The organism is Lacticaseibacillus daqingensis (assembly GCF_003946115.1).
Classification (GTDB): domain Bacteria; phylum Bacillota; class Bacilli; order Lactobacillales; family Lactobacillaceae; genus Lacticaseibacillus; species Lacticaseibacillus daqingensis.
In genome coordinates this window covers 198,421-219,089 of the sequence record NZ_RHOH01000001.1, presented here as the reverse complement: position 1 = coordinate 219,089, position 20,669 = coordinate 198,421, and the positions used below count along the sequence as shown (strand labels likewise).

The following is a 20,669-nucleotide window of genomic DNA, read 5'->3' as shown; positions in this document are numbered from 1 at the left end:
AACCCTCCTGAATAATGTCTGAGTGTGCCGTGGCTTTGATAAGGCTTTCACGACACGTTCAGTATAGCGAGCGACGGGCCCTGATAGGGGGTCGCCGCGCATTTTGGCCCACTTTGGCGCGGCTTCTCATTTTGGGCCACACCCTCACTGACAGGGGGACGAATTAGGCACCTATTCAGTCAGGACGCGGCTTTGGGCGTGGGTTTTCTTTTCACAGCGCGGCGCAATCGAGCCACGTGGGCGCAAAATACAGTCTCGCAAAAGTGTTTTATTCTCATGGCTTTCACCGTGATCACGGCCCGTCAAATCGGCTTGAAACGCTGATTTATCGGTCTGGGGAAGCGATTTCTTTTCTTCTTATCGTTTTCACCACCCCGCCGACCGGGCGCAAATTAGGCGGAAAAGGTGCGACCACATTGGTCGGCACCAATCGAGCAGATTGATTTTACGCAATATTCGCCGCTAGTAATTTCTGTTTTTGGTTGGTTGGGCCGATCCGTTACCGCGAACGGCTTGCTCAGAGCGTTTTTCAGCCGATTTTGCTTGAAAATGTGGCCCTTTAACCGAAGTGAAAACACGCACCCACACGGTTGGCCCAGTACAAAAACATGCCCCCACCATCCAAGGATGATGAGAGCACGATCTTTTAGCATTAAGCTTCCAGCACCTTCTGCAAAAAGCCCTGCAACCGCTCGTGTTGCGGGTGGTCGAACATCTGGGCCGGGCTGCCTTGTTCGAGGATCTTGCCATCCCCGAAGAAGACGACGCGATCGGCCACTTCCTTGGCGAAGCCCATTTCGTGGGTCACGATCACCATGGTCATGCCGTCGTCCGCCAGCCGCCGCATGACGGCCAGCACATCGCCGACCATTTCCGGATCAAGCGCACTGGTCGGCTCGTCGAACAGCATGATGTCGGGGTGCATGGCCAGCGCACGGGCGATGGCAACGCGCTGCTTTTGGCCCCCGGAGAGCTTCGCGGGGCGCGCGTCCACCTTGTCCGCCAGGCCGACCACATCGAGCAGGCGGCGGCCTTCCTTGTCGGCTTCCGCCTTGGTCATCAGGCCGAGCTCAACCGGCGCCATGGTGATGTTGCCCAGCACGGTCAGGTTCGGAAACAGGTTGAAGTGCTGGAACACCATGCCAATTTTCTGGCGCACCTTGTCGATGTCGACGTGGGCTTTGGCGATGTCCGTGCCGTCGATCAGGATCTCGCCGGAGGTCGTGGTTTCCAGCCCGTTCATCATGCGCAAAACGGTACTCTTACCGGCGCCGGATGGGCCGATCAGCACCACGACTTCGTTATCTTCGACTTTGAGGTCCACGCCTTGGACGACCTCGTTGTGGCCGTAACGTTTGTGGACGTTTTTCATCTCAATGCGGGTCTTCGTCATGATCAGTGCACCTTCTTTTGAATGTAGTTCGACAGCCAGGTCAACAGCGTGATGAGGACGAGGTAGATCAAGGCGACCATGGTCCAGATCTTGAAGCCTTCCATGTTGCGGGCAATGATGATCTTCCCGGTTTGGGTCAGCTCAAGCAGTCCGAGGACGGAGAGGATCGACGTGTCCTTCAGGGTGATGATGAACTGGTTGATGAAGCTTGGGATCATGATCTTGATCCCCTGCGGCAAAATCACGCGCCGCATGGCCTTGCCCCATGGCAGGCCGAGGCTGCGCGCCGCCTCCATCTGCCCCCGGTCGACGGCCTTGATGCCGCCTTTGACAAAGGCCGCGGTGTACGCGCCTTCGTTCAGCGTCAGGGTGATGATCCCGGCGATGAAGGCCGGAATGTGGGCGCCGGTGAGGCTCGGGATCCCGGTGTAGATGAACAGTGCGAGCACGATCATCGGCAGGCCGCGGAAAATGTAGATGAAGGTCGTGGCCGCGCCTTGGGCAATGGCGTTGGGCACGACGCCCAGCAGGCCGATCAGCACCCCGATGACGGTGGCGCACAGGATGCCGACCACGGTCAGTTCCATCGTTTCAAGCAGCCCGGCAAGCAGCGTGTCCTTGTTGCTCTTGAGCAGGCCCAAGAAGCTGCGGTCCGTTTCCTGTGTGGCCTTGGTCTTCTTGGCTTGGGAGGCCTGCGAGCCATCGCCGAGGTACTTGGCGACGATCTTGTCATACTGGCCGTTTTGCTTGAGCTTCTTCAGCCCTGCGTTGATTTTCACAAGCAGGTCCGCTTGATGCGACTTGAGCACGGCAATGCCGTAGTTGTTCGCCTCGTACGGGGTCTTGTTCGTCACCTTGAGGCCGACACCGGTCGCGATACCATACTGCATGACCGGAAAGTCCTCGAAACAGGCCTGCGAGTTGCCGGTGGTCACGTCCTGGTAGACGTTGTTCGAGTCATCGAACGTGACGGTGGTGAAGCCATACTTATTTTTGTTCGCGTTGGCAAAATCGGCCGAGGCCGTCCCGGTTTTGACTGCCACGCGCTTCCCCTTCAGGTCCTTCATCGACTGAATGCTGGAATTCTTAGCCACCGCCATGGCGATCCCTGACTTGTAGTAGGGGTCGGACATCGCGAACTTCTGCTGGCGCTCCGGGGTGATGCTCATCCCCGCCATGACGCCATCGATCTGGCCCGCCTCCAGCGCCTGAACGGCGGCGTTGAAGCCAACCGTTTTCCACTGAACGCTGAACCCTTCCTCCTTGGCGATCGCATTGAGCAGGTCAATGTCGATGCCGACGTACTGATTGTTCTTGTCCGCGAACTCGAACGGCGCGAACGTCACGTCCGTTCCGATGGTGTAGGTTTCGGCCGCCTGCACCTGTTCTCGGGGCATCCCCCAAGTCAGAATCGATAACAAGCCAGCCAATAGCGTGGTCAATAACCACTTGCGCTTCATACTACTCACACCACTTTCATTTGGGATTTGAAAACTTACAGGTTCTACCATAGCGATTTTCGCAAAGGGTGTCGAGCGGTTGTGTTAGGTTAGCTGACATGGCGGCGAGAAAGTTTTGCAGCCGTTGTTAAATGACTGCCGCTCCCCCAGCCAAACGGTGCGTGCAGGGTAGATAGCCAGAAGTTAGGGTGCGAGCGTTTCAGAAAAAAGATTACTTCTAAGCGTCAGCCCCGTCCCCGCGTTAACGATTGCCATGCAGTGCTACGCCAGGCGCATGACTCGTCTGCCTTTATTGCGAGCAAAGCAATTCTGCCCGTTCCGCGAAATGACTAGCTGGTGATCTGCTTCAAAACCAGTTGTATTTCTCGCATTATTTAAAAAGCAGAACCTTGCATGCTTATCAGTCGTCAGCTAATCCCGCTTAAAGCAATGGCGTTAAGTGGCTGAAAATCATTTTATCTGCTATATTGAAGATACAAAAAGTGTCTCGGCTGCCACCGAGACACTTCCCACACGACTAAATCGGTCGGTGGCCGAATTTACCTGAGCAACCTAATGTAGTCGCGCAAGAATCCGCCAAGATTGACGAGCGCGGCTATTAGTTTGCTCTTTTTCAGTGCACCTTTCTTTTACAAACATCGAAAAGTAGCCAAAGGAGATTCTATCTGCTATATTAAAGATACAAAAAGTGCCTCGGCTGTCACCGAGACACTTCCCACACGACTGAATCGGTCGGTGGCCTTACTTACCGCAAACTAATGTAGTCGCGCAAGAATCTGCCAAGATGGACAAGCGCGGCTATTAGTTTGCTCTTTTTCAGTGTATCTACACTGTATCGCCATAGCCCAAACAGTGTTTCCACTGCCAGGATAAGCCAAGGACCGGTTATAACGATCATAAAGGCTAACCCATGCAGGCATAAGACGACTCCCGTCAATGACTGAAGAAACTGCGTCATTTCGGTAAGCAACAAGTTGCCCCTCCTTTCGTTTGTGTTGTGAGCTGGATCACTCCATTTCGCATCACTCCCTTCGGTTCGGGCCACCGCGTCGATTCAGTTGTGTGTTTCGTCATTATACTAAATAACTGCTTTTCCGTCTAAAATAATTATATTTATCTCGAATCACATCATTCTATTCTTGCACAACATGTGCGCAATTAATTAAAATTGACCCGTTGACACCTGTTCGTGGCGGGTGTACTATGACTCTAATTTCACAAAGGAGGACGCAATTCATGGCCCAGACCAAGATGAACTCGTGTATGGCACTGTGTAACTGGTATGCATCGCATAGCGGCTCTTTTACACATGCCCAACACGTGGGTTCACCTTGCTGACGACCGATCTGCGTCACCCGTGAACCCCGACTAAATGGGCGGTGTGTCTAGGAGCAATCCTGGATACACCGCCTTTTTGTGTTCTGGCGCAAAAACCAGAGCAGAGCAAAGCGCACTTAGCGGAACGGGTAACTGCGCCTGAGCGCTTGGGGCGCACTTGGCCCCGAGTGCTCGGGTGCAGCTAGACGCCTCCGCGTTGCTTTGCGACGCTCGACGAAGACCGGAAAGAAGTAGGCGAGGCAGAAAGTCTGTGGCCAAGATAACACAGTTAGAAGACCCCGGAAAAAGCTTGCGCCCGCACTTAGGCGCGAGTGGCAGGATAGCTTAGACCGCACCCTCATGCGCCACGTAGCTCGACGATACTCACACCCAGAAACCAAACTCTTCACCCGACTCGACACCTAAGGAGGTGGTCGCATGTGTCGTCCCTGTCAACTGAATCAACTCACCTCAGTGCCACTCAACGCAAAAGGTCGCGGTGAATCATCCGACGCTTCGCCGCTCTGAAAGGAAATCGTATGTCTTGGTCTGTTATTCAAGCCAGCCTGCCGGCGTTTGGCGCCGCGTTCTGGCTCACACTTGAGCTTGCGGCGCTCGGCATCGCCGGTGCGCTCGGCATCGGCGCAGGGGTCAGCCTTGTGCAGTACTTCCGGGTACCCGGACTGCATCAAGTCGCCAGCGTTTATGTCGACGTGGCGCGCAACACGCCCCTGCTCGTGCAGTTATTCTTTATCTACTACGGCCTGCCGGGGTTGGGGCTGAAACTCAGCGCGCCGGTCAGCGGCGTGCTCGGACTCATTTTTCTCGGCGGTAGCTACATGGCTGAGGCGTTCACCGGTGGGTATAACGCCATTCCCAAAAGTCAGCTGGAATCCGGCGCCGCGCTGGGGCTGAGTCCACGGCAGTTGGCGCGCTTCATCGTGCTACCGCAAGGTCTGACCGCCGCGGTCCCGGGGCTAGCGGCCAACGTGATTTTTCTGGTCAAGGAGACGTCGATTTTCACCGTCATCGCGATCCCCGAGCTGACGAACACCGCGCTGGACCTGATCGGCCTGTACTACCGCAGCAACGAGTCGCTCCTGATGCTGGTGGTCGCTTACGCCATCATCCTCGTGCCGCTTTCGTGGGGCCTGACACAATTGGAGAGGAAGGTGCGCCATGTCACAATCGGGGCTTGAGTTACTCTTTCAGGGGCAAAATCTGCCGCGCCTGCTGGCGGGTTTTGGCGTGACGCTGCGCGTGGCGGCGGTGGTGCTGGCGCTGGGGCTGAGCCTCGGCGCCCTGCTCGGGGCGCTGCGCACGCTACCGAACCGCGGCTTACAAGTGGTGCTGCGCGGCTACTTGGAGATTTTTCGCATCGTGCCCACGGTGGTGCTGCTGTTCGTCGCCTACTACCTGCTGCCGCAGCTCGGCGGCTTGAACCTGAGTGGTGAGGCGGTGGCGGTGGTCACGTTCACGCTGTGGACGGCCGCGGAAATGTCTGACATCGTTCGCGGGGCGCTGGTGGCCGTGCCGCGCCACCAAGTTGAGGCCGGTGCCGCGCTGGGCCTGACCCGCGCCCAGCAGCTACGCTTCATCTTGTTCCCGCAGGCCGTGCCGCTGGCGCTACCGGGCACCATCAACCTGGCGACCCGCGTGATCAAAACCACGAGCCTGTTGCTGATGATCAGCGTTATGGACCTGGTCAACGTCGGCCAGACACTGGTCGAGGCCAATTCGCACCTACACCCGACGTTTGCCTTTTGGCTGTACGGTGCCCTGTTTATCGGCTACTACCTCCTGTGCGCCCCGCTGTCATGGTGGGCCAAGCACATCGCACGACAACGAAAGGCGGTCACGAATGACTGAACCATTACTGATTGTGAATCACTTGGCGAAGGCTTACGGCCAAACCCCGGTGCTTGAAGACATCAATTTCACCGTGAACAAGGGTGAGGTGGTTGCGCTGCTGGGCCGCTCCGGCTCGGGGAAAAGCACGCTGATCCGCACCCTGAACGGCCTGGAGCCCTTTCAGGGCGGGACGCTGACGTTCGCCGGCCAAGCCATTGACCCGACCCCAGCTACGTGGTTAGCCCTGCGTCGCCGCATCGGCATGGTATTCCAGAGCTATGACCTGTTTCCCAACCTGACAGTGCTCGCGAACCTGATGCTGGCACCGGTGCAGGTGGCGCATCAGCCCAAGGCCCAGGCCGAAACCGCGGCGCGCACCCTTTTGACGCGCTTCGGTCTCGCCGAGTTCGCCGACCGCTACCCCAGCGCCTTGTCCGGCGGGCAAAAACAGCGCATCGCCATCGCGCGGGCGCTGCTCATGAAGCCGGCGCTGATGCTGTTCGATGAGGTCACTGCCAGCCTTGATCCCGAGATGGTGCACGGCGTTTTGGCGCTGATGACCGACCTCGCCCGGGCCGACATGACGATGATCGTGGTCACCCACGAAATGGGCTTTGCGCGCAAGGTGGCCGACCGCATCCTCTTTTTGGACGACGGGCGCATTACCGCCGACATGCCCGCAGAAGCCTTTTTCACCGCGCCACCGACTGAATCCGCCCGCAATTTTTTGGCCAGCATGACTGACCGCTAAGGAGAAAATAAATGAAAAAAATGATGCAGCGCCTCAGCTTCCTCGCCGTTCTCGCCGCCCTGCTGTTGGTGGCCGCCGGCTGCGGCAAGTCCGCCAGCACCAGCACCGATACTGTTGCCCAGATCAAGAAGGCCGGTGTCATCAAGATCGCGGTGTTCGGCGACCTGCGCCCGTACGGTTGGATCGATCAAAGTGGCAAGCGCGTCGGCTATGATCTCACCCTGGCCCGGCGCATCGCCAAGGACCTCGGTGTCAAGGCGCAGTTCGTGCAGGTCAATGCCGATGGGCGCGTCGATGCGCTCAAGGCTGGCAAAGTCGACCTCGTCCTCGCTAACTTTACCGTCACGCCGGAGCGCAAGCAGGTCGTGGACTTCGCCGAGCCGTACATGAAGGTCTCCGTTGGCGTGGTTTCCAAGAAAACCGCGCCGATCACCAAGGTCAGCCAACTCCAAGGCAAGGCCGTTATCGTCACCAAGGGAACCACGGCTGAGCAATATTTCACCGAGAAGCAAAAGGGCGTCACGCTGCAAAAGTACGATTCCAAGACGCAGCAGTTCAGCGCGCTGAAGAGTGACCGCGCCGCAGCCTTGGCCGACGACAACTCCTACCTTTACGCCTGGGTCAAGAACAATCCGACCTACACCGTTGGCATCAAGACGCTCAACGGTGACGGCTTCTTCAAGCAAGACTACCAGCAGACCCTGGCGCCGTACTTCGGGCAAGACATTCAGGCGCAAGACATCATTATGGGGGAATGAGGGCAATATTGCCCGGGAAATAACCAACCCCCACTAGATTCTGCCTGCCCATCTGTCTCTGACACGCGCCAACCTCGCCCCTTTTTAGCAGGTCAAGCATCTTGACCCCTAAATCCCTAGATGTGCCCGCACTTGACTAGTATGATCAAAGGGGTGGGGCCATAGTGAGGGTATCGGAGGAAAGATGAATGGAAATTGGTGAGCGGTTGAAAAAAGCCCGCGCAATGTCGAAAATGACGCAAGCGCAGGTGGCTTTGGCGGTCCATGTCACGCGGACGACGATCTCTAATTGGGAAAACAGCAGAAGCTACCCTGACATTTCAAGTCTGCTCGCGCTTAGCAATCTCTATCAGCTTTCCTTAGATACACTCATTAAGGAGGACTATCGGATGATGGATGATTTGAAGCAGAAGGAACAGGCCCGCAGGCGTGCCGCATGGACGCAATACACCGCGCTGGCGGTCGACGCCGGCATCATCGCCTTATTCGCCGGTCAAGCGCTGGGGGTAGCCGGCATGACCATGGGCACGACCACGCAGTATGGGTTGATCGCACTCCTATGGATCAACCTGATCGTCATTGGGCTCAACGCCCCGCAGTTTCAGGCGCTGGTCAAGCCGCTACGCCGTAATAATCAGAAACGCCAAGTGCGCATTGGCTTGGTGCTGATCGCGGTGGCGGTGGTCGCAGCGCTGGACCCGCGGCACACGCTGAATCCGTGGCTGTTGGGCTTACTGATCTGCGGCGCAGTGATCCTGCTTTGGCGCACGTCGAAAAATCGGAGTGATCGCTAATCGATGTCGTGATACCAGTCGACATTGATTCAGGTGCACCAATGTTATTCAGCACGCCAAGGCTAGTTGTGTTGCAATTTACCAAGCAAAACAATGCGTATTAGGTGGGCGCCTCAAGATCGATCTCGAGGCGCCCGTTTTAAGTTCTCCCAACGGCCTGATGCGATAACACTCAGCTTTCTTGATGCGCCATCTGTTTAAACCGGTGCGGCGTTTGCCCCGCTGTCTGCCTGAAGACTTTGATGAAGTACGCAGCGTTACAGTAGCCCAAGATACTGGCAATCTCACCAACCGAATAGGTGCTTTGACGGAGGAGTTCCTTGGCCTCCGCCATTTTTTTGTTGCGAATGTACTGTGCGGGAGAACAGCCAAGCTCGACTGCAAACAGTCGGGCGAGGTAATGCGCGTTGATGCCCACTTCTTCAGCCACGTCCTGAACGGTCAATGGGCCATACAATTTAGCGGCAATGAAGCGAATCGCACGCACGACATGCAATGAATAATCCCGATATTCTTCGCGTAAGACAAGCTGCTTGTAGGTCGTCATGATTTCGTGCAATAAGGCATCCATCTGCTGGCGATCGGCAGTTAGTTCAATCTTGTTCATGAACTGATCGGATACCGCAAAACTTTTCTCGGCATTGAGCCCAAGGTCGATCGCCAGCCGGCAGTAAATGGTCAGAAAACTGATCAGGCCATTTTTCATCGAACGAAGCGGCTGTGGTGCCAACATATCGATGTAGGTATCTAGGTTAAGATCTTTGAACAGGCCAGACGTTTTACCTTCCAAAAATGCACGCATCGTGGCCTTTTCGATGCCGTACGAGTGGTGGCGATACCCACTGGCGAATTGCTCACGCGCGGTCTCGTCTAAAGTCATGTTGGCCACGGTCTTCCCCCCTCATCAAATGATACCGGTTACACTTCATGTGCCAATCATATCATTTTTGTTCGAAGGTTAACATTGTGACTTGATTTCCCGCCTTATTCTTGTTCCATAAAGGAGGTCAGACAATGACAGAACAACTCGCACCATCATTCTTATGGGGTGGCTCGGTCTCCGCCCAGCAGACGGAAGGCGCAACGGCCCCCGAATACGGTAAAGGCGGCTCGCTATACGATCTGGTCGGCGCCAAACTCGGGTTTTCACCGATTAGCCTAGGGACAGGGATCGACACATATCATCGCTATGAGGCGGATTTTGATCTATTCAAAGAACTGGGCTTCAACAGCTACCGGTTCTCCGTTGCGTGGTCACGCGTACTGCCAGCTGGCGAAGGTGCTGAGAATCCGATAGGGATCCAGTTTTATCACGATTTCATCGATGCACTGCTAGCGCGGGGCATCGAACCGATCATCTGTGCCTATCATTTCGATCTCCCAGCCGCGCTGATCAAGCGCTACGGTGGCTGGGAAAATCGCGCGGTTGTTGAGGCATTCGCGCAGTACACCGCGCTTTTGATTCGGGAGTACGGGGACAAGGTACACTACTGGCTCCCGATGAACGAACAAAACGGGTGCAAGATGGCCTCGCTGGTACTGGGTGGACACCAACCGACAGACGCCGATTTTGACCAAGTCGGTGAACAGATCGGATACCACCTGAATCTTGCGGCCGCAGGATTCATCGGCGCGGTCAAGCAGCATGACCCCAACGCGCATGTTGGCGGCATGATCAACTACAGCCCGATCTATCCTGAAACGAGTCACCCTGCGGATACGCTCGCCGCACAAGCCATGACCGAAGATTACAACTTCGAAACACTGGATGTGCTGGTGCGCGGCCACTACCCGAATCGGGCGAAGAAGCGTTGGGCCCGCTTGGGCGTCACCGTCCAGACCCAGCCTGAAGACGCGGCGATCTTTGCCGCAGGGACGGCCAACTTCATCGGGCTGAGCTACTACTCGTCGCTGGTGACGAGTCGCCAGTTCGCTGACGAAGCGATCGGCCGGCTACTGTACCGCACCTTTATCGGGCAGAAATCCGGGTTGCCGGACAACCCTTACCTGAAACGCACGCAGTGGGATTGGAGCATTGACCCGACTGGCCTGCGCCAGGGACTGAACGCCATCGCAAATCGTTACGCACTGCCGGTATTCGTGATGGAAAACGGCCTGGGCGTTGAGGAGCAGCTGAATGCCGAAGGGACCGTTGCGGATGATTACCGGATCGATTACCTGCGGCAACACTTGCAAGCCCTGAAGATGGCAGTTCAAGATGACGGGGTCGACTGCATGGGCTATCTCACTTGGGGGCCCATCGACATTCTGAGTTCCCGCGGTGAAATGCGTAAGCGCTACGGCTTCATTTTCGTGGATCGCGATGATCAGCACATCACCCCACTGACCCGCTACCGCAAGAAGAGCTTCGGCTGGTTCCAACGGGTGATCGCAAGTCGAGGAGGCGAATTGGCATGACGCCACTTTTGACTCCGAATAATGTCCAGTTAGGCCTCACCGCGACCAGTATGGCAGCGGTGATCGACCAGCTCGTTCGCCATGAGCAAACCGAGGCCGTAAGCGCACCCGACGAGGCAATTGCGGCAGTCCTGGCGCGCGAAGCAGACGTGCCGACCGGGTTCGTTCAGGGGATCGCGATCCCCCACGCGAAAACGGCGGCGGTTCAACACCCAGCAATCGTGATCGGCCGGCTGGCCCAGCCAGTGGCTTGGACCACACTCGACGGTTCCGCGGTCGACACGGTCATCATGATCTTGACGCCGGCCGCAGTGGCCGACACCCACTTGAAGCTCCTTGCGATGATCGCGGGACAATTGGCAGACGAAGCAGTGATCACGGCACTCAAGGCAGCCCAAACGCCAGCTGAGATCATTCAGGTTTTAGAGGAGGATGAATAAGATGAAATTTGTTGCAGTTGCTGCTTGCCCGGCAGGTTTAATGCACACGTTTATGGCGGCTAGTGGCTTGAAAAAAGCCGCCAAAAAAGCGGGCGCCACAATGCACGTTGAGACACAATCCGCTTCTGGCATCGAGGACCAGCTGACGGCCGCGCAGATCAGCGAAGCCGATGCAGTTGTTTTGGCCATTGATGTGAACATTGAAGGCATCGAGCGCTTCGCCGGCAAACCAACGCTGACGATCGGCACCAACGATGTGTTAGCGAATGCCAAGGGCGTCATCGCGCAATTGACAGAAATGGGGGCGCAGGCGAATGGCTAAATCGACAGGCTTCTCTTGGGGCGAAGTCAAACGTCACCTCGTTGCCGGGGTCAACTACATGCTACCCGTCATTATTATCGGCGCGCTGTTCAAAGCGATCATCACCTTCATGCCTAAAGCGTTCCCGCTGTATGACCTTTTCAAATTCATTGCGGACACTGGCCTACAACGTTTCGATATTTTCTGCACGATGTTCATTGCTTATTCGGTGGCGAACAAGCTTGCGCTAGCGCCCGCCTTCATTTTCGCCGTTTACGCGAACCAGCAAGGCTTGGGCATCTTCGGCTCCATCATCTTAGGGTTATTGGTCGGCTACATGACGAAGTGGTTGGCGACTATCAAAATGAGTGGGTCTAAAAAGGCACTCTTTTCGTTAGTAGTCACGCCCACCGTTGTCACGCTGGTCCTGAGCCTTGTGACCGTGTTTGTTTTGCAGGCACCGCTTCAATTCGTTAATGAGTGGTTGAAACAATTTTTGACGGATCTCTATGGGACCAATGCAATTTTACTGGGGCTTCTACTGGGCGCAATGATTGGATTTGACCTCGGCGGGCCCGTGAATAAGGTGGCCGGACTGTTCGCCTTGACGATGTTGAACGAAGGCGTTCACTGGCCGATCACGATGGCAACTGCAGCATTCGGCGTGCCATCGCTTGCGATCGGGCTGGCGGCGATCCTCGATCGCCACCGCCTGTTCGATGAAGACGATCAAATCGCCAGCAAAACTGCTTTTGTGATGGGCTTCCTGATGATGAGCGAACCCGCCATTCCGTTCATGCTGGAGGATCCGAAGGCCATGATCCCCATCAACATGCTGAGTTGTGGAACCTTGTGTGCAATCTACGCGGTGTTCAAAATCGACTCAACGGTTGCGCTTGGCCCGCTGTTCTCCGCGGCCTACACAAACAATCCGCTCATCGGGGTCGGTGCATTCGTCCTCGTGGTTATCCTGACCGCACTGGTCATTACCGTCCGGCGGCGCCACCGCGTTTCAACGGGAAGCCTTGACGTGAACTAGCAAGCGGGGGGACGCCTGTACATCGGAAACACAAGAATAAGGGGCGGCAACCATCCAGTTCCGGGGGCCCCACGAGTCGTTGTCGAGACCCGGCATGACTTTTGACCCAATTGTCGTTTCCCACACAAACAAGTGCCGGTAAGTGCTGAGGCAAATACCTCAACGCTCACCGGCACTTGTTTTGACTGGGTAGCGCCTGCCGTCAGCCGATCACGCGAGGTCCGCCCCGTTGCTGGCGATCACGCGCTTGTACCAGGCATAGCTCTTCTTGGGCAGGCGGCGGAACGTGCCCTGCCCCGTGTCATCGCGGTCCACATACACGACCCCGTAGCGCTTGGCCATCTGACCGGTACCAGCCGACACAAGGTCGACCCACCCCCAAATCGTGTAACCGATCAGATTCACGCCATCCGCAATGGCGTCTGACATCGCTTGAATGTGTTCGCGCAGGTAGGCAATTCGGTAATCGTCCTCAATGGTGCCCGCCGCGGTCAGCGTATCCACGGCCCCCAAGCCGTTTTCCACCACCATCAGCGGCAGCTCGTAGCGACTGGTCAGCGTGTTCAGGTACCAGCGCAGGCCGGTCGGGTCCGTTGACCAGCCCCATTCGCTGTACGTCAGGTAAGGGTTCTTGACCCCGACGCTCATGTTCCCGGTCAGCTCACGCTTGTCCGCATCGGCGGTTTCGGTGCCCGAGCTGTAATAACTGAAGCTGTAAAAATCAACGGTACCGGCGGCCAACACTGCCGCATCCGCGTCGGTCACCGTCAGTTGAATGTCGTGTTCCTGCCAGTAACGCTTGGCCATGGCGGGGTAGTGGCCGCGCACCTGCACGTCCCCGCAGTAAAAATTGTTCAGCTCGTTGGCGCGCTGCGCCAACAGCACATCCGCCGGGGCGGCGGTCAGCGGGTACGCCACCATGCCGGCGATCATGCAGCCCACCTGGTTGGCAGGATCCAGCGCATGGGCGATCTGCACCACCTTAGCGCTGGCCACCAGCTGGTGATGCAGCGCGGTCAGGCTGGCTTGCAGCGCTGCGTCCGTTTGCGTGGTGCTGATCGGCACCGCCCCATCCGGCACCGGCAAACCGAGCGACAGATAGCTGCCCAGCAGAAAGCCGATGTTGATCTCGTTGAAAGTGATCCAATAGCGCACCAGCCCCGCGTACTCCCGCAGGACCGTGGTCGCGTAATGGACGTAAAAGTCGATCAGCCGGCGGTCGCCCCACCCGCCATACGCCGCGGTCAGGTGGTACGGAAGCTCGAAGTGCGACAGCGTCACCAGCGGCTCGATCCCGTTTTGGCGGCACAGTTCAAACACGCGGCGGTAATAATCCAGGCCCGCCTGGTTCGGCTCGCGCTCGTCCCCCTTGGGAAACAGGCGTGTCCAAGCGATGGACAGGCGATACACGGAAAAGCCCATGTCCGCCATCAGCTTAATATCCGCTTCGGTGTGGTGGTAGCCATCACTGGCCACATGCGCCGGAAAATAGCCGGGTTGCTCCGCGTCTTCGGCAAAGCGCCGCGGTTGCGTCACGCTGCCACCTAGCAGGTGGTCCGCGGTGCTGTCGCCCTTACCATCCGCCTGCCACGCACCTTCGTACTGGTTGGCCGCAGTGGCACCGCCCCACAGGAAGCCCTTCGGAAAATGAGTTGCCATGGTTGCCTCCTTATTTGTCCAGCGCCAAAAGCGCATCCCCATGCGTGACCGGCCCCGCCTGCAGCCCCGTCACGTTGGTGTAGCTGCCGGTGTTGGTGATGATGATCGGCGTGGTGACCGCGTACCCGGCTGCCTTAATGGCCGCGGGGTCAAAGGTCGTCAGCAGCTGCCCCGCTGTGACGTGGTCGCCCTGCTGCACCAGCGTTTCAAAGTACTTGCCTTCAAGCGCCACCGTGTCCATACCGATGTGGATCAGAATGTCCGCCCCGCGGTCCGTGTGCAGCCCGATGGCGTGCTTGGTGGGAAACACCAGCACCACCGTGGCATCGGCCGGGGCGAAAATTTCGTGACCGGTGGGCTCGATCGCGATCCCTTGACCCATCGATTCCGAGGCGAACACCTCGTCTTTGACCGTGCTGAGCGCCACCGCGGTGCCGTCCAGCGGCGCCTTGAGCAGCTCGCTGGCCACCGCAGTCGCTGACGCATCGGCCTTGGCCTCAGCTGACGCCGTGCCGGTGGTCGCCGCAGCCAACGTTTGCGCATCCGCCGGGGCCGCGACCGGATCAATGTCGGTTTTCTTGGCCAAAAACATCGTCAGCGCGAACCCCAGCACAAACGACAGGGCACAGGCCAACAGCGCGCCGGTGAAACCAGCATCAACGCCCTTGGGGTTGACCATGGACGGGAACTGGAAGACGCCCAGTCCACCCATCATATAAAACTGACTGCCCATCAGCCCCATCACCCCGCCGCCGGCACCGGCGGCGATACAGCTGAGGACGAAGGTGCGCTTGCGCGGCAGCGTCACCCCGTAGATCGCCGGCTCCGTGACACCGAAGATCCCCGAAATGAACGCCGACCAGCCCAAGCCTTTGAGCTTCTGGTTCTTCGTGCGCAAAATCACCGCCAGCACGACCCCGATCTGAGCGAACGATGCGCTACCGATCAGCGCCAGCACCGGATCTGCGCCGTGGTTGGCCACGTTCATCACGCCAACCGGCACCAGGCCCCAGTGCAGGCCAAAGATCACGAGCACCTGCCAGACGGCCCCAAGCGCGGCCCCGGCCAGTACCGGCGCCAGGCTGTACAGCCCGATGACCGCCGCCGACACGGCCTCACTGAGCCAGCTGACCACCGGGCCCACCAGCAACAGCGTCAAGGGCGCGATGATCAGCAGCGTGAAAAACGGCACCAAAAACGTGCGCACCACCGTGGGGATCCGCCGGTCCAGCCAGCCTTTGAGCCGGCTCGCCAGCCACACTGAGATGATCACCGGCACCACCGAGGCGGTGTAGTTCATCATCAACACCGGAATGCCGAGGAAAGTCGCGTACACCGGCGTGGCCAAAAACGTGCCGGCAAACACCGTCATCAGCGGCGGCGTACCGCTGGCTACGTTGATCGGCGCCAGCGCCACGAGGCTCGGGTACACCAGCACCGCCCCGATGGCCATGCCGATGAACGGATCGAGGGCAAACTTGCGCGCCGCCGAGTACCCCAGGAGCACCGGCAGGAAGTAGAAGAACGCATCGCCGATCGCGTTCAGGATGACATACGTGCCGGCAGTCGGTACCAGCCAGCCCAGCGCCACGAACATCGCAGTGAAGCCTTTGATCATCCCCGTGGAGGCCAAGAGCCCCAAGGCCGGGGTGAAAATGCTGGAAATCAGGTCAATGAACCGGTCCAGCAGGCTCATCTGGGCCGCTGCCGCGCTGGTTGCGTTGTTTTCGTCGGGCACCTCGCCGGCGTCCGGCAAGCCGGCCCGCTTGACCATCGTGTTGTACACCTCGGCCACCTGATTGCCGATGACGACCTGGAATTGGCCCCCGCTTTTCACCACCGTCACAACCCCATCCAAGGCCTTCAAGTCGGCCTCCTTGGCGATACTTTCGTCCTTTAACTTGAAGCGCAACCGCGTGGTACAGTGGACCACGCTGTTGACATTGTCCTTGCCGCCGACATCCTTCATAATGGCGTCGGCCAGTTCTTCGTAAGCCATCAAAAAACACTCCTTTCAACCCTTAAGCGAAAAAGAAGACCCAAAGCCACGCCAAATCAGCGTCGCCTTGGGTCAATGCCTGTTGCCAGTAACACACCCGGTTATTCAACTTGGTCGCGGTGCGTGACCCGCCAGATATGGAGGGTCAGGTACACGCGGTCATTGGCCGAAACCTCCCAGCCGCGCGCCTTGTGCAAATACTTGACGATCGTGTCGACCGCCGCCACTTCCCGGGGATACTTCCGCGCCATCAGCTGCAGGAAGCTCGGGTCCAGCGGCTGGCTGGGCTCCGCCTCGGCCTTGAGCTTGCGGATCAAAAAGTAGCGCAGGTGCGAGACGAAGCGGCTGTAGTTGAACGACTCCGCATCCAACGTCATCGAATACTGTAGCTGCACGATCCGGATCACGCTGGTCATCAGCTGCGCGATGGCGATCGTGTCCTGCAGCCGCTCGCGCTCGCTTTCCACATTGACGAAATGATAGGTCAAAAACGTGGCCTCATCATCGGCAAAGTCACACCCGAGCTCCCCGGTGAGTAGCCCCAGCGCCGTTTGCGCGGCCGCATACGCCGCGGGAAACAGCTTGCGCAGCTCCCACTTGCTCGCCGGGTCCGACAGCGCGATGCCGGCGCGGGCGCGCCGCACCGCGAAGTCAATGTGGTCGGCCAGGATCAGGTACTGATAATCCGTAAAGTGCACCTTCAGCTGCGCCTCAACCGCCGCGACCACCTTCAGCGTCGCATCCGTGATGGCAGCGGAGAAGCCGCCCAGCGCATCGAGTTGCGCGCGTTCGGCCTCATCCGCCTTGAAGTAGCGCGTCACATGCGCCGGTTCGATCTCATCGCCCGGGCGATGGCCGAAGCCGACCCCGTTGCCCAGCACGATCCACTCCGTCTGGTGACCATCCACCACAAGCGCGGCGTTGTTATTAAAGTTTTTGACGTACTTCACGTCACCGCCCCCCACCGAGATGAATCGCTTGTCACAAAAAAAGCCTACAATGCCACACGTGTCCGCGGTGTAATGTAGGTTATGCCTGATCGAATCAGTAACACACTATTTTTACTCCTGCATGATACCGGTTACATTCAAGAATCGTCAAGTTTTACGCCTCGTGACACCAAAAACCCCGTCAGACCGCGGTGGCCTGACGGGGTTGGCGCTTCACGCGCATTATTGCCCGGGCAATGATCGACTTACTTCAGCGCTGCATTGGTGACCTTGCCGGTGACGCTCCCTTGGTCATCCGCCACGCGCGCGGTGAAGGTCAGCGCATCGCCCGGCTGAATGAAGCGGGCCAGCGGATCTGTCTTCACGCTGACGGTGTACACCACTGTTTGGCCTTGCAGCAAAAAGCTCATCGCATCACTGCTGAGGCTGATGCGGGCAACGGTGCCGGTGGCGGTCACTTTTTTGCCGGTCGTAGCTGCGGCGGTGGGATCATCGCCGAACAGCGCGCGGTACTTGGCCAGCGCGGTGTTTGCGTCCTCGCCGGTCGCCACGGTGCTTTGCGTCCCGTTGCCGCTGGCGAGCAGGTAGACGTAGCTGCGGAAGGCATTAGAGGAATCCAGCATGGACACCACCCAGGTCGGGCGCCCGTCGATCCGGTACAGCATCGGCATCTTCGGCTTCCAGCCGGTTTGCTTCATCATGTCCTTGGCCAGCTTCTGCGCCCGATCCGGCGTCATCGCGTCGTGGTGCTCGCGGTAGTAATACGTTTTGCCGATTGCAGCGTCCGTGAAGGTGTAGCCCATCACCGAGGTCTGAGTCGACTTGGCCGAGGTGAGCGCCTGCTGGTAGAAGATCTGCCCATCATACATCACCGGCGTCACCTCGTTGTCGTGCCCCTCGGTGCCGGCACCGCTCACGGCCACCATCACGCCGGTGCGCGCGCCGCCGAAGCCGTTGGCGTTCCACCAGCCGTTGCGCTCACTGCCCCACGCCGCCACCTGGTCGCTGGCAGTGGTCGGGTCGATCGCGACGTCCAGCCAGGCCGGTTTTTGGCTCAGGTCGCGGTAAAAACGCAGCTTGCCCGTCTCGGCGTTCAGCGTCACAACGGCCTTGTGGCGAAAATCCTGCCGGTTGGTGACGCCGTAGCGCCGCACCAGCGTGGCCACATAGTACGGCGTGCCATCGTTGGCGATCTCCAGCTGCGGCGCGTTTTGCATCAGCACATAGCCGGTGTTCGCGGTCGCCGCGTACATCAGACGCTTGGTGTCCTGGCCAAAGTACGCCGCCGGGGTGTAGCGCATCGCCTTTTTGACAAACTTCGGCGTGGCAGACTTACTGGTCGCCGACACCTTGAAGTAGCCGTCCACCTGCTTGTAGCGCAGGTAGCGGAAGAAGCTCCCGTCAAAATCCAGCGGCGCGACGTACACCAGCTTGCCATCGTTGATCTGCGCACGCACGTGGTCGACCGCGTAGACGTTGGCGTTCGGGATGTTGCTCAGTGAGTTGTTCACCTGTGTCAGCACCGTGGATGGGGCGTTGACCACTGGCGCCTGCGTCGACTTGGCCCCCACCACTGGCAGCGGGGCCTTGGTGGTGGAATCGTAGCTCACCACCGGCGCCTGCGTGGCGATCTGCTTGGCATCGATCAGCCCCATCCCCGTGAACGCGATCCAGGCCACGATCGCCAGGCCTGCACCCGCCGCGGCCAACTTGGCAAACTGCCGGCCAAACTTCGTCGGCTTGGCCGGTTCCGCGTCGCGCGCGGCCTTTTTCCGGTGCTTGCCCATTGTCGCAAACTGGCGCCAGTCCACGGCCGGCGCGCCGGCCACGGTCGCCACCACCAGCGCCATCACGACCAGGCTCCACAGGTTCAGCTGCACCGTGGTCGCGAGGCTCGGCTCCGGCAACGTGAAGTACACCGCCGCAGCGGCCAGCACGAACAGACCGGCCAAAAGCCCCAGTAGCCGCAGGGCCCGGCCCGATCGCTTCGCCGTGGCCAGCGCCGCCACGCCTAGCAGCCCCACCAGCACGCCCAGCGCCGTGAAGCGCAGGGTGATCCCCAGGAATAATCCCAACATCGTTAATCCTCCATTATCACCGGACCTAAGCCCAAGTTATCTGCAAAGAGTATCCCAAATTTCTCCTGTCGTCACATCGGGCGAAAGGCGGAGTTGTCGACGCCACAGAAAAAGCGGTCACCCTTCACCGAACGGAAAAAGCTGGCCGCTTCAAGTCAACGACTCATAATATTGCCCACCGTAGACTTCGAGATATTCAGCAACTTGGCGATTTTGCGGTACGACAGCCCTTGCTGACGCAACGTGATCACCTGCTGCTGCACCGAAACCGGCAGGCCGCGGTGCGTCACCGCGGTGCCATCGGAGACCACCGGCTGCGGCGCCAGCTCGAACGCCTGCCCGTTGGCCTGATGCGCCACGCGCTCGGCTTCGACCTGCCCCAGGCTCATCCAAGCTTTGCGCAGCTCCACCGTCCATGCAGGTAACAGCAAGAGATTATCGTCCTGTAAAAACTCACCAAATTCGTTCATTACCACATAGCGCTTCGCCGTGGTCATCGCCATCGCCCCCTCGCGTGATTCTACTACTATTGTAGCGCATTCACGCGGACGAGACACGCGTTGACTGAGTTGGCTCAAAATTATTCTAATCACCGGAAAAATATATCGAATAATCATATCGGCACTACTTTTACCTAGCAACAGTGAAAATCGTTTCGGCTTTTTTGCTTTCCTGTTATACTAACGAAACACACAACTGAATCGACGCGGTGGCCCGAACCGAAGGGAGTGATGCGAAATGGAGTGATCCGGATCGAACACAAACGAAAGGAGGGGCAACTTGTTGCTCGCTGACGTAACACATTTCCTTGTGTTATTGACAGTGTTCGTCTATGGCCTAAGGCTTCTAGCGACTGGAATTGTGAGAACCGTTCCAGTGTTAGTTGCCGCAGTGAAATTGCTGCTTTGGCTGGAGTACGAATGTGCAGATGCACTGAAAAAGAGCAAACTAATAGCCGCGCTCGTCAATCTTCGCCGATTCTTGCGCGACTACATTAGTTTGCTGTAAGTAAGGCCACCGACCGATTCAGCCGTGTGGGAAGTGTCTCGGTTGCAGCCGAGACACTTTTTGTATCTTCAATATACCAGACGGAACCCTTTTTGGCTACTTTTCACGCGCGCCGATCAATTCGTGAACTTAACCGCCGTCCCATAAGCGACGACGGATTGCATATCGCCGGCGATCGAGCCGGAGTCAAATCGCATCATCACCACGGCATTGGCGCCCGCGGCCTGGGCGTCTTCGTGCAGGCGGGCGATGGCCCGGTCGCGCGACTCGTGCAGCATCTTGGTGTAACCCTAGATTTCGCCGCCAACGATGCTTTTGAGCCCGGCACCGAGATCCGAGACCATGTTGCGGGACTACGTGGTGACACCGAAGACTTCCCCAATGATCTCATAAGTACGGCCCGGGATCTATTCTGTCGTGGTCACGACCATCTCTGCCATTCTCAATTCTTCC

At 58.2% G+C, this 20,669-nt stretch carries 17 protein-coding genes and 2 pseudogenes; 10 read left to right on the top strand and 9 right to left on the bottom strand.

Annotation, left to right across the window (positions count from 1 at the left end; all coding sequences use genetic code 11):
* Positions 1 to 652: 652 nt before the first annotated feature.
* Together EKM88_RS00960 and EKM88_RS00955 are read right to left on the bottom strand one after the other, a co-directional pair.
* Positions 653 to 1,393 carry an amino acid ABC transporter ATP-binding protein gene (locus tag EKM88_RS00960; protein ID WP_125702310.1) on the bottom strand — a complete coding sequence of 247 codons (741 nt, stop codon included), beginning with the start codon at positions 1,391 to 1,393 and terminating at the stop codon, positions 653 to 655.
* A 2-nt stretch (positions 1,394 to 1,395) separates the two neighbouring features.
* Entirely contained in the window at positions 1,396 to 2,853 is a 1,458-nt protein-coding gene (locus EKM88_RS00955) for an amino acid ABC transporter substrate-binding protein/permease (protein ID WP_125702309.1), read from the bottom strand.
* 1,856 nt (positions 2,854 to 4,709) lie between these two features.
* On the opposite strand from EKM88_RS00955, the gene EKM88_RS00950 reads away from it, so the two are divergent.
* The 6 genes and pseudogenes from EKM88_RS00950 (at position 4,710) to EKM88_RS00930 (ending at position 8,324) form a co-directional block, all read left to right on the top strand.
* Positions 4,710 to 5,369: an amino acid ABC transporter permease gene (locus EKM88_RS00950; RefSeq protein WP_125702308.1), complete on the top strand. Its 660-nt coding sequence runs from the start codon at positions 4,710 to 4,712 to the stop codon at positions 5,367 to 5,369.
* On the top strand, positions 5,350 to 6,039 hold the full coding sequence (locus EKM88_RS00945) for an amino acid ABC transporter permease (protein WP_125702307.1): 690 nt from the start codon (positions 5,350 to 5,352) through the stop codon (positions 6,037 to 6,039). Before EKM88_RS00950 ends, EKM88_RS00945 begins: the two co-directional genes overlap by 20 nt.
* Entirely contained in the window at positions 6,032 to 6,772 is a 741-nt protein-coding gene (locus tag EKM88_RS00940) for an amino acid ABC transporter ATP-binding protein (protein ID WP_125702306.1), read from the top strand. The genes EKM88_RS00945 and EKM88_RS00940 overlap by 8 nt, the downstream gene beginning before the upstream one ends.
* Before the next feature lie 11 nt (positions 6,773 to 6,783).
* Positions 6,784 to 7,530, top strand: coding sequence for a transporter substrate-binding domain-containing protein (locus tag EKM88_RS00935; protein ID WP_125702305.1), 747 nt, complete (start codon positions 6,784 to 6,786; stop codon positions 7,528 to 7,530).
* Positions 7,531 to 7,718: 188 nt separating this feature from the next.
* Positions 7,719 to 7,895: pseudogene (locus tag EKM88_RS13425) on the top strand (helix-turn-helix transcriptional regulator); the annotation flags it as partial.
* Positions 7,896 to 7,919: 24 nt separating this feature from the next.
* The gene (locus EKM88_RS00930) at positions 7,920 to 8,324 is read left to right on the top strand and encodes a hypothetical protein (protein ID WP_225418421.1); all 405 of its coding nucleotides are present in this window, start codon (positions 7,920 to 7,922) and stop codon (positions 8,322 to 8,324) included.
* Between the two features lie 172 nt (positions 8,325 to 8,496).
* Here the strand turns inward: EKM88_RS00930 and EKM88_RS00925 are convergent, their stop codons facing one another.
* Entirely contained in the window at positions 8,497 to 9,204 is a 708-nt protein-coding gene (locus EKM88_RS00925) for a helix-turn-helix domain-containing protein (protein ID WP_225418415.1), read from the bottom strand.
* A gap of 134 nt (positions 9,205 to 9,338) precedes the next feature.
* Here EKM88_RS00925 and EKM88_RS00920 point away from each other — a divergent pair, with 134 nt between their 5' ends.
* The 4 genes from EKM88_RS00920 to EKM88_RS00905 are packed head-to-tail and all read left to right on the top strand — an operon-like array spanning position 9,339 to position 12,522.
* Positions 9,339 to 10,742: a glycoside hydrolase family 1 protein gene (locus tag EKM88_RS00920; protein ID WP_125702302.1), complete on the top strand. Its 1,404-nt coding sequence runs from the start codon at positions 9,339 to 9,341 to the stop codon at positions 10,740 to 10,742.
* Complete coding sequence (locus EKM88_RS00915; RefSeq protein ID WP_125702301.1) at positions 10,739 to 11,182, top strand: PTS sugar transporter subunit IIA; 444 nt, start codon at positions 10,739 to 10,741, stop codon at positions 11,180 to 11,182. Before EKM88_RS00920 ends, EKM88_RS00915 begins: the two co-directional genes overlap by 4 nt.
* Position 11,183: 1 nt before the next feature.
* On the top strand, positions 11,184 to 11,504 hold the full coding sequence (locus tag EKM88_RS00910; protein ID WP_125702300.1) for a PTS fructose transporter subunit IIB: 321 nt from the start codon (positions 11,184 to 11,186) through the stop codon (positions 11,502 to 11,504).
* Complete coding sequence (locus EKM88_RS00905) at positions 11,497 to 12,522, top strand: fructose-specific PTS transporter subunit EIIC (RefSeq protein WP_125702299.1); 1,026 nt, start codon at positions 11,497 to 11,499, stop codon at positions 12,520 to 12,522. The genes EKM88_RS00910 and EKM88_RS00905 overlap by 8 nt, the downstream gene beginning before the upstream one ends.
* Before the next feature lie 210 nt (positions 12,523 to 12,732).
* On the opposite strand, the gene EKM88_RS00900 is transcribed toward EKM88_RS00905, so the two are convergent.
* The 6 genes and pseudogenes from EKM88_RS00900 to EKM88_RS00875 all read right to left on the bottom strand — a co-directional run bounded on the left by EKM88_RS00900 (position 12,733) and on the right by EKM88_RS00875 (position 20,623).
* Positions 12,733 to 14,181 carry a glycoside hydrolase family 1 protein gene (locus EKM88_RS00900; RefSeq protein ID WP_125702298.1) on the bottom strand — a complete coding sequence of 483 codons (1,449 nt, stop codon included), beginning with the start codon at positions 14,179 to 14,181 and terminating at the stop codon, positions 12,733 to 12,735.
* 10 nt (positions 14,182 to 14,191) lie between these two features.
* Positions 14,192 to 16,180 (bottom strand): beta-glucoside-specific PTS transporter subunit IIABC, encoded by a 1,989-nt coding sequence (locus EKM88_RS00895; RefSeq protein ID WP_125702297.1) that lies wholly within the window; start codon positions 16,178 to 16,180, stop codon positions 14,192 to 14,194.
* A 101-nt stretch (positions 16,181 to 16,281) separates the two neighbouring features.
* Entirely contained in the window at positions 16,282 to 17,130 is an 849-nt protein-coding gene (locus EKM88_RS00890; RefSeq protein ID WP_125702296.1) for a PRD domain-containing protein, read from the bottom strand.
* A gap of 245 nt (positions 17,131 to 17,375) precedes the next feature.
* Positions 17,376 to 19,208, bottom strand: coding sequence for a hypothetical protein (locus tag EKM88_RS00885; RefSeq protein ID WP_125702295.1), 1,833 nt, complete (start codon positions 19,206 to 19,208; stop codon positions 17,376 to 17,378).
* Positions 19,209 to 19,363: 155 nt separating this feature from the next.
* Positions 19,364 to 19,705 carry a helix-turn-helix domain-containing protein gene (locus tag EKM88_RS00880; protein ID WP_164511946.1) on the bottom strand — a complete coding sequence of 114 codons (342 nt, stop codon included), beginning with the start codon at positions 19,703 to 19,705 and terminating at the stop codon, positions 19,364 to 19,366.
* Between the two features lie 627 nt (positions 19,706 to 20,332).
* Positions 20,333 to 20,623, bottom strand: a pseudogene (locus tag EKM88_RS00875) (heavy metal-binding domain-containing protein).
* Between the last annotated feature and the right edge of the window lie 46 nt (positions 20,624 to 20,669).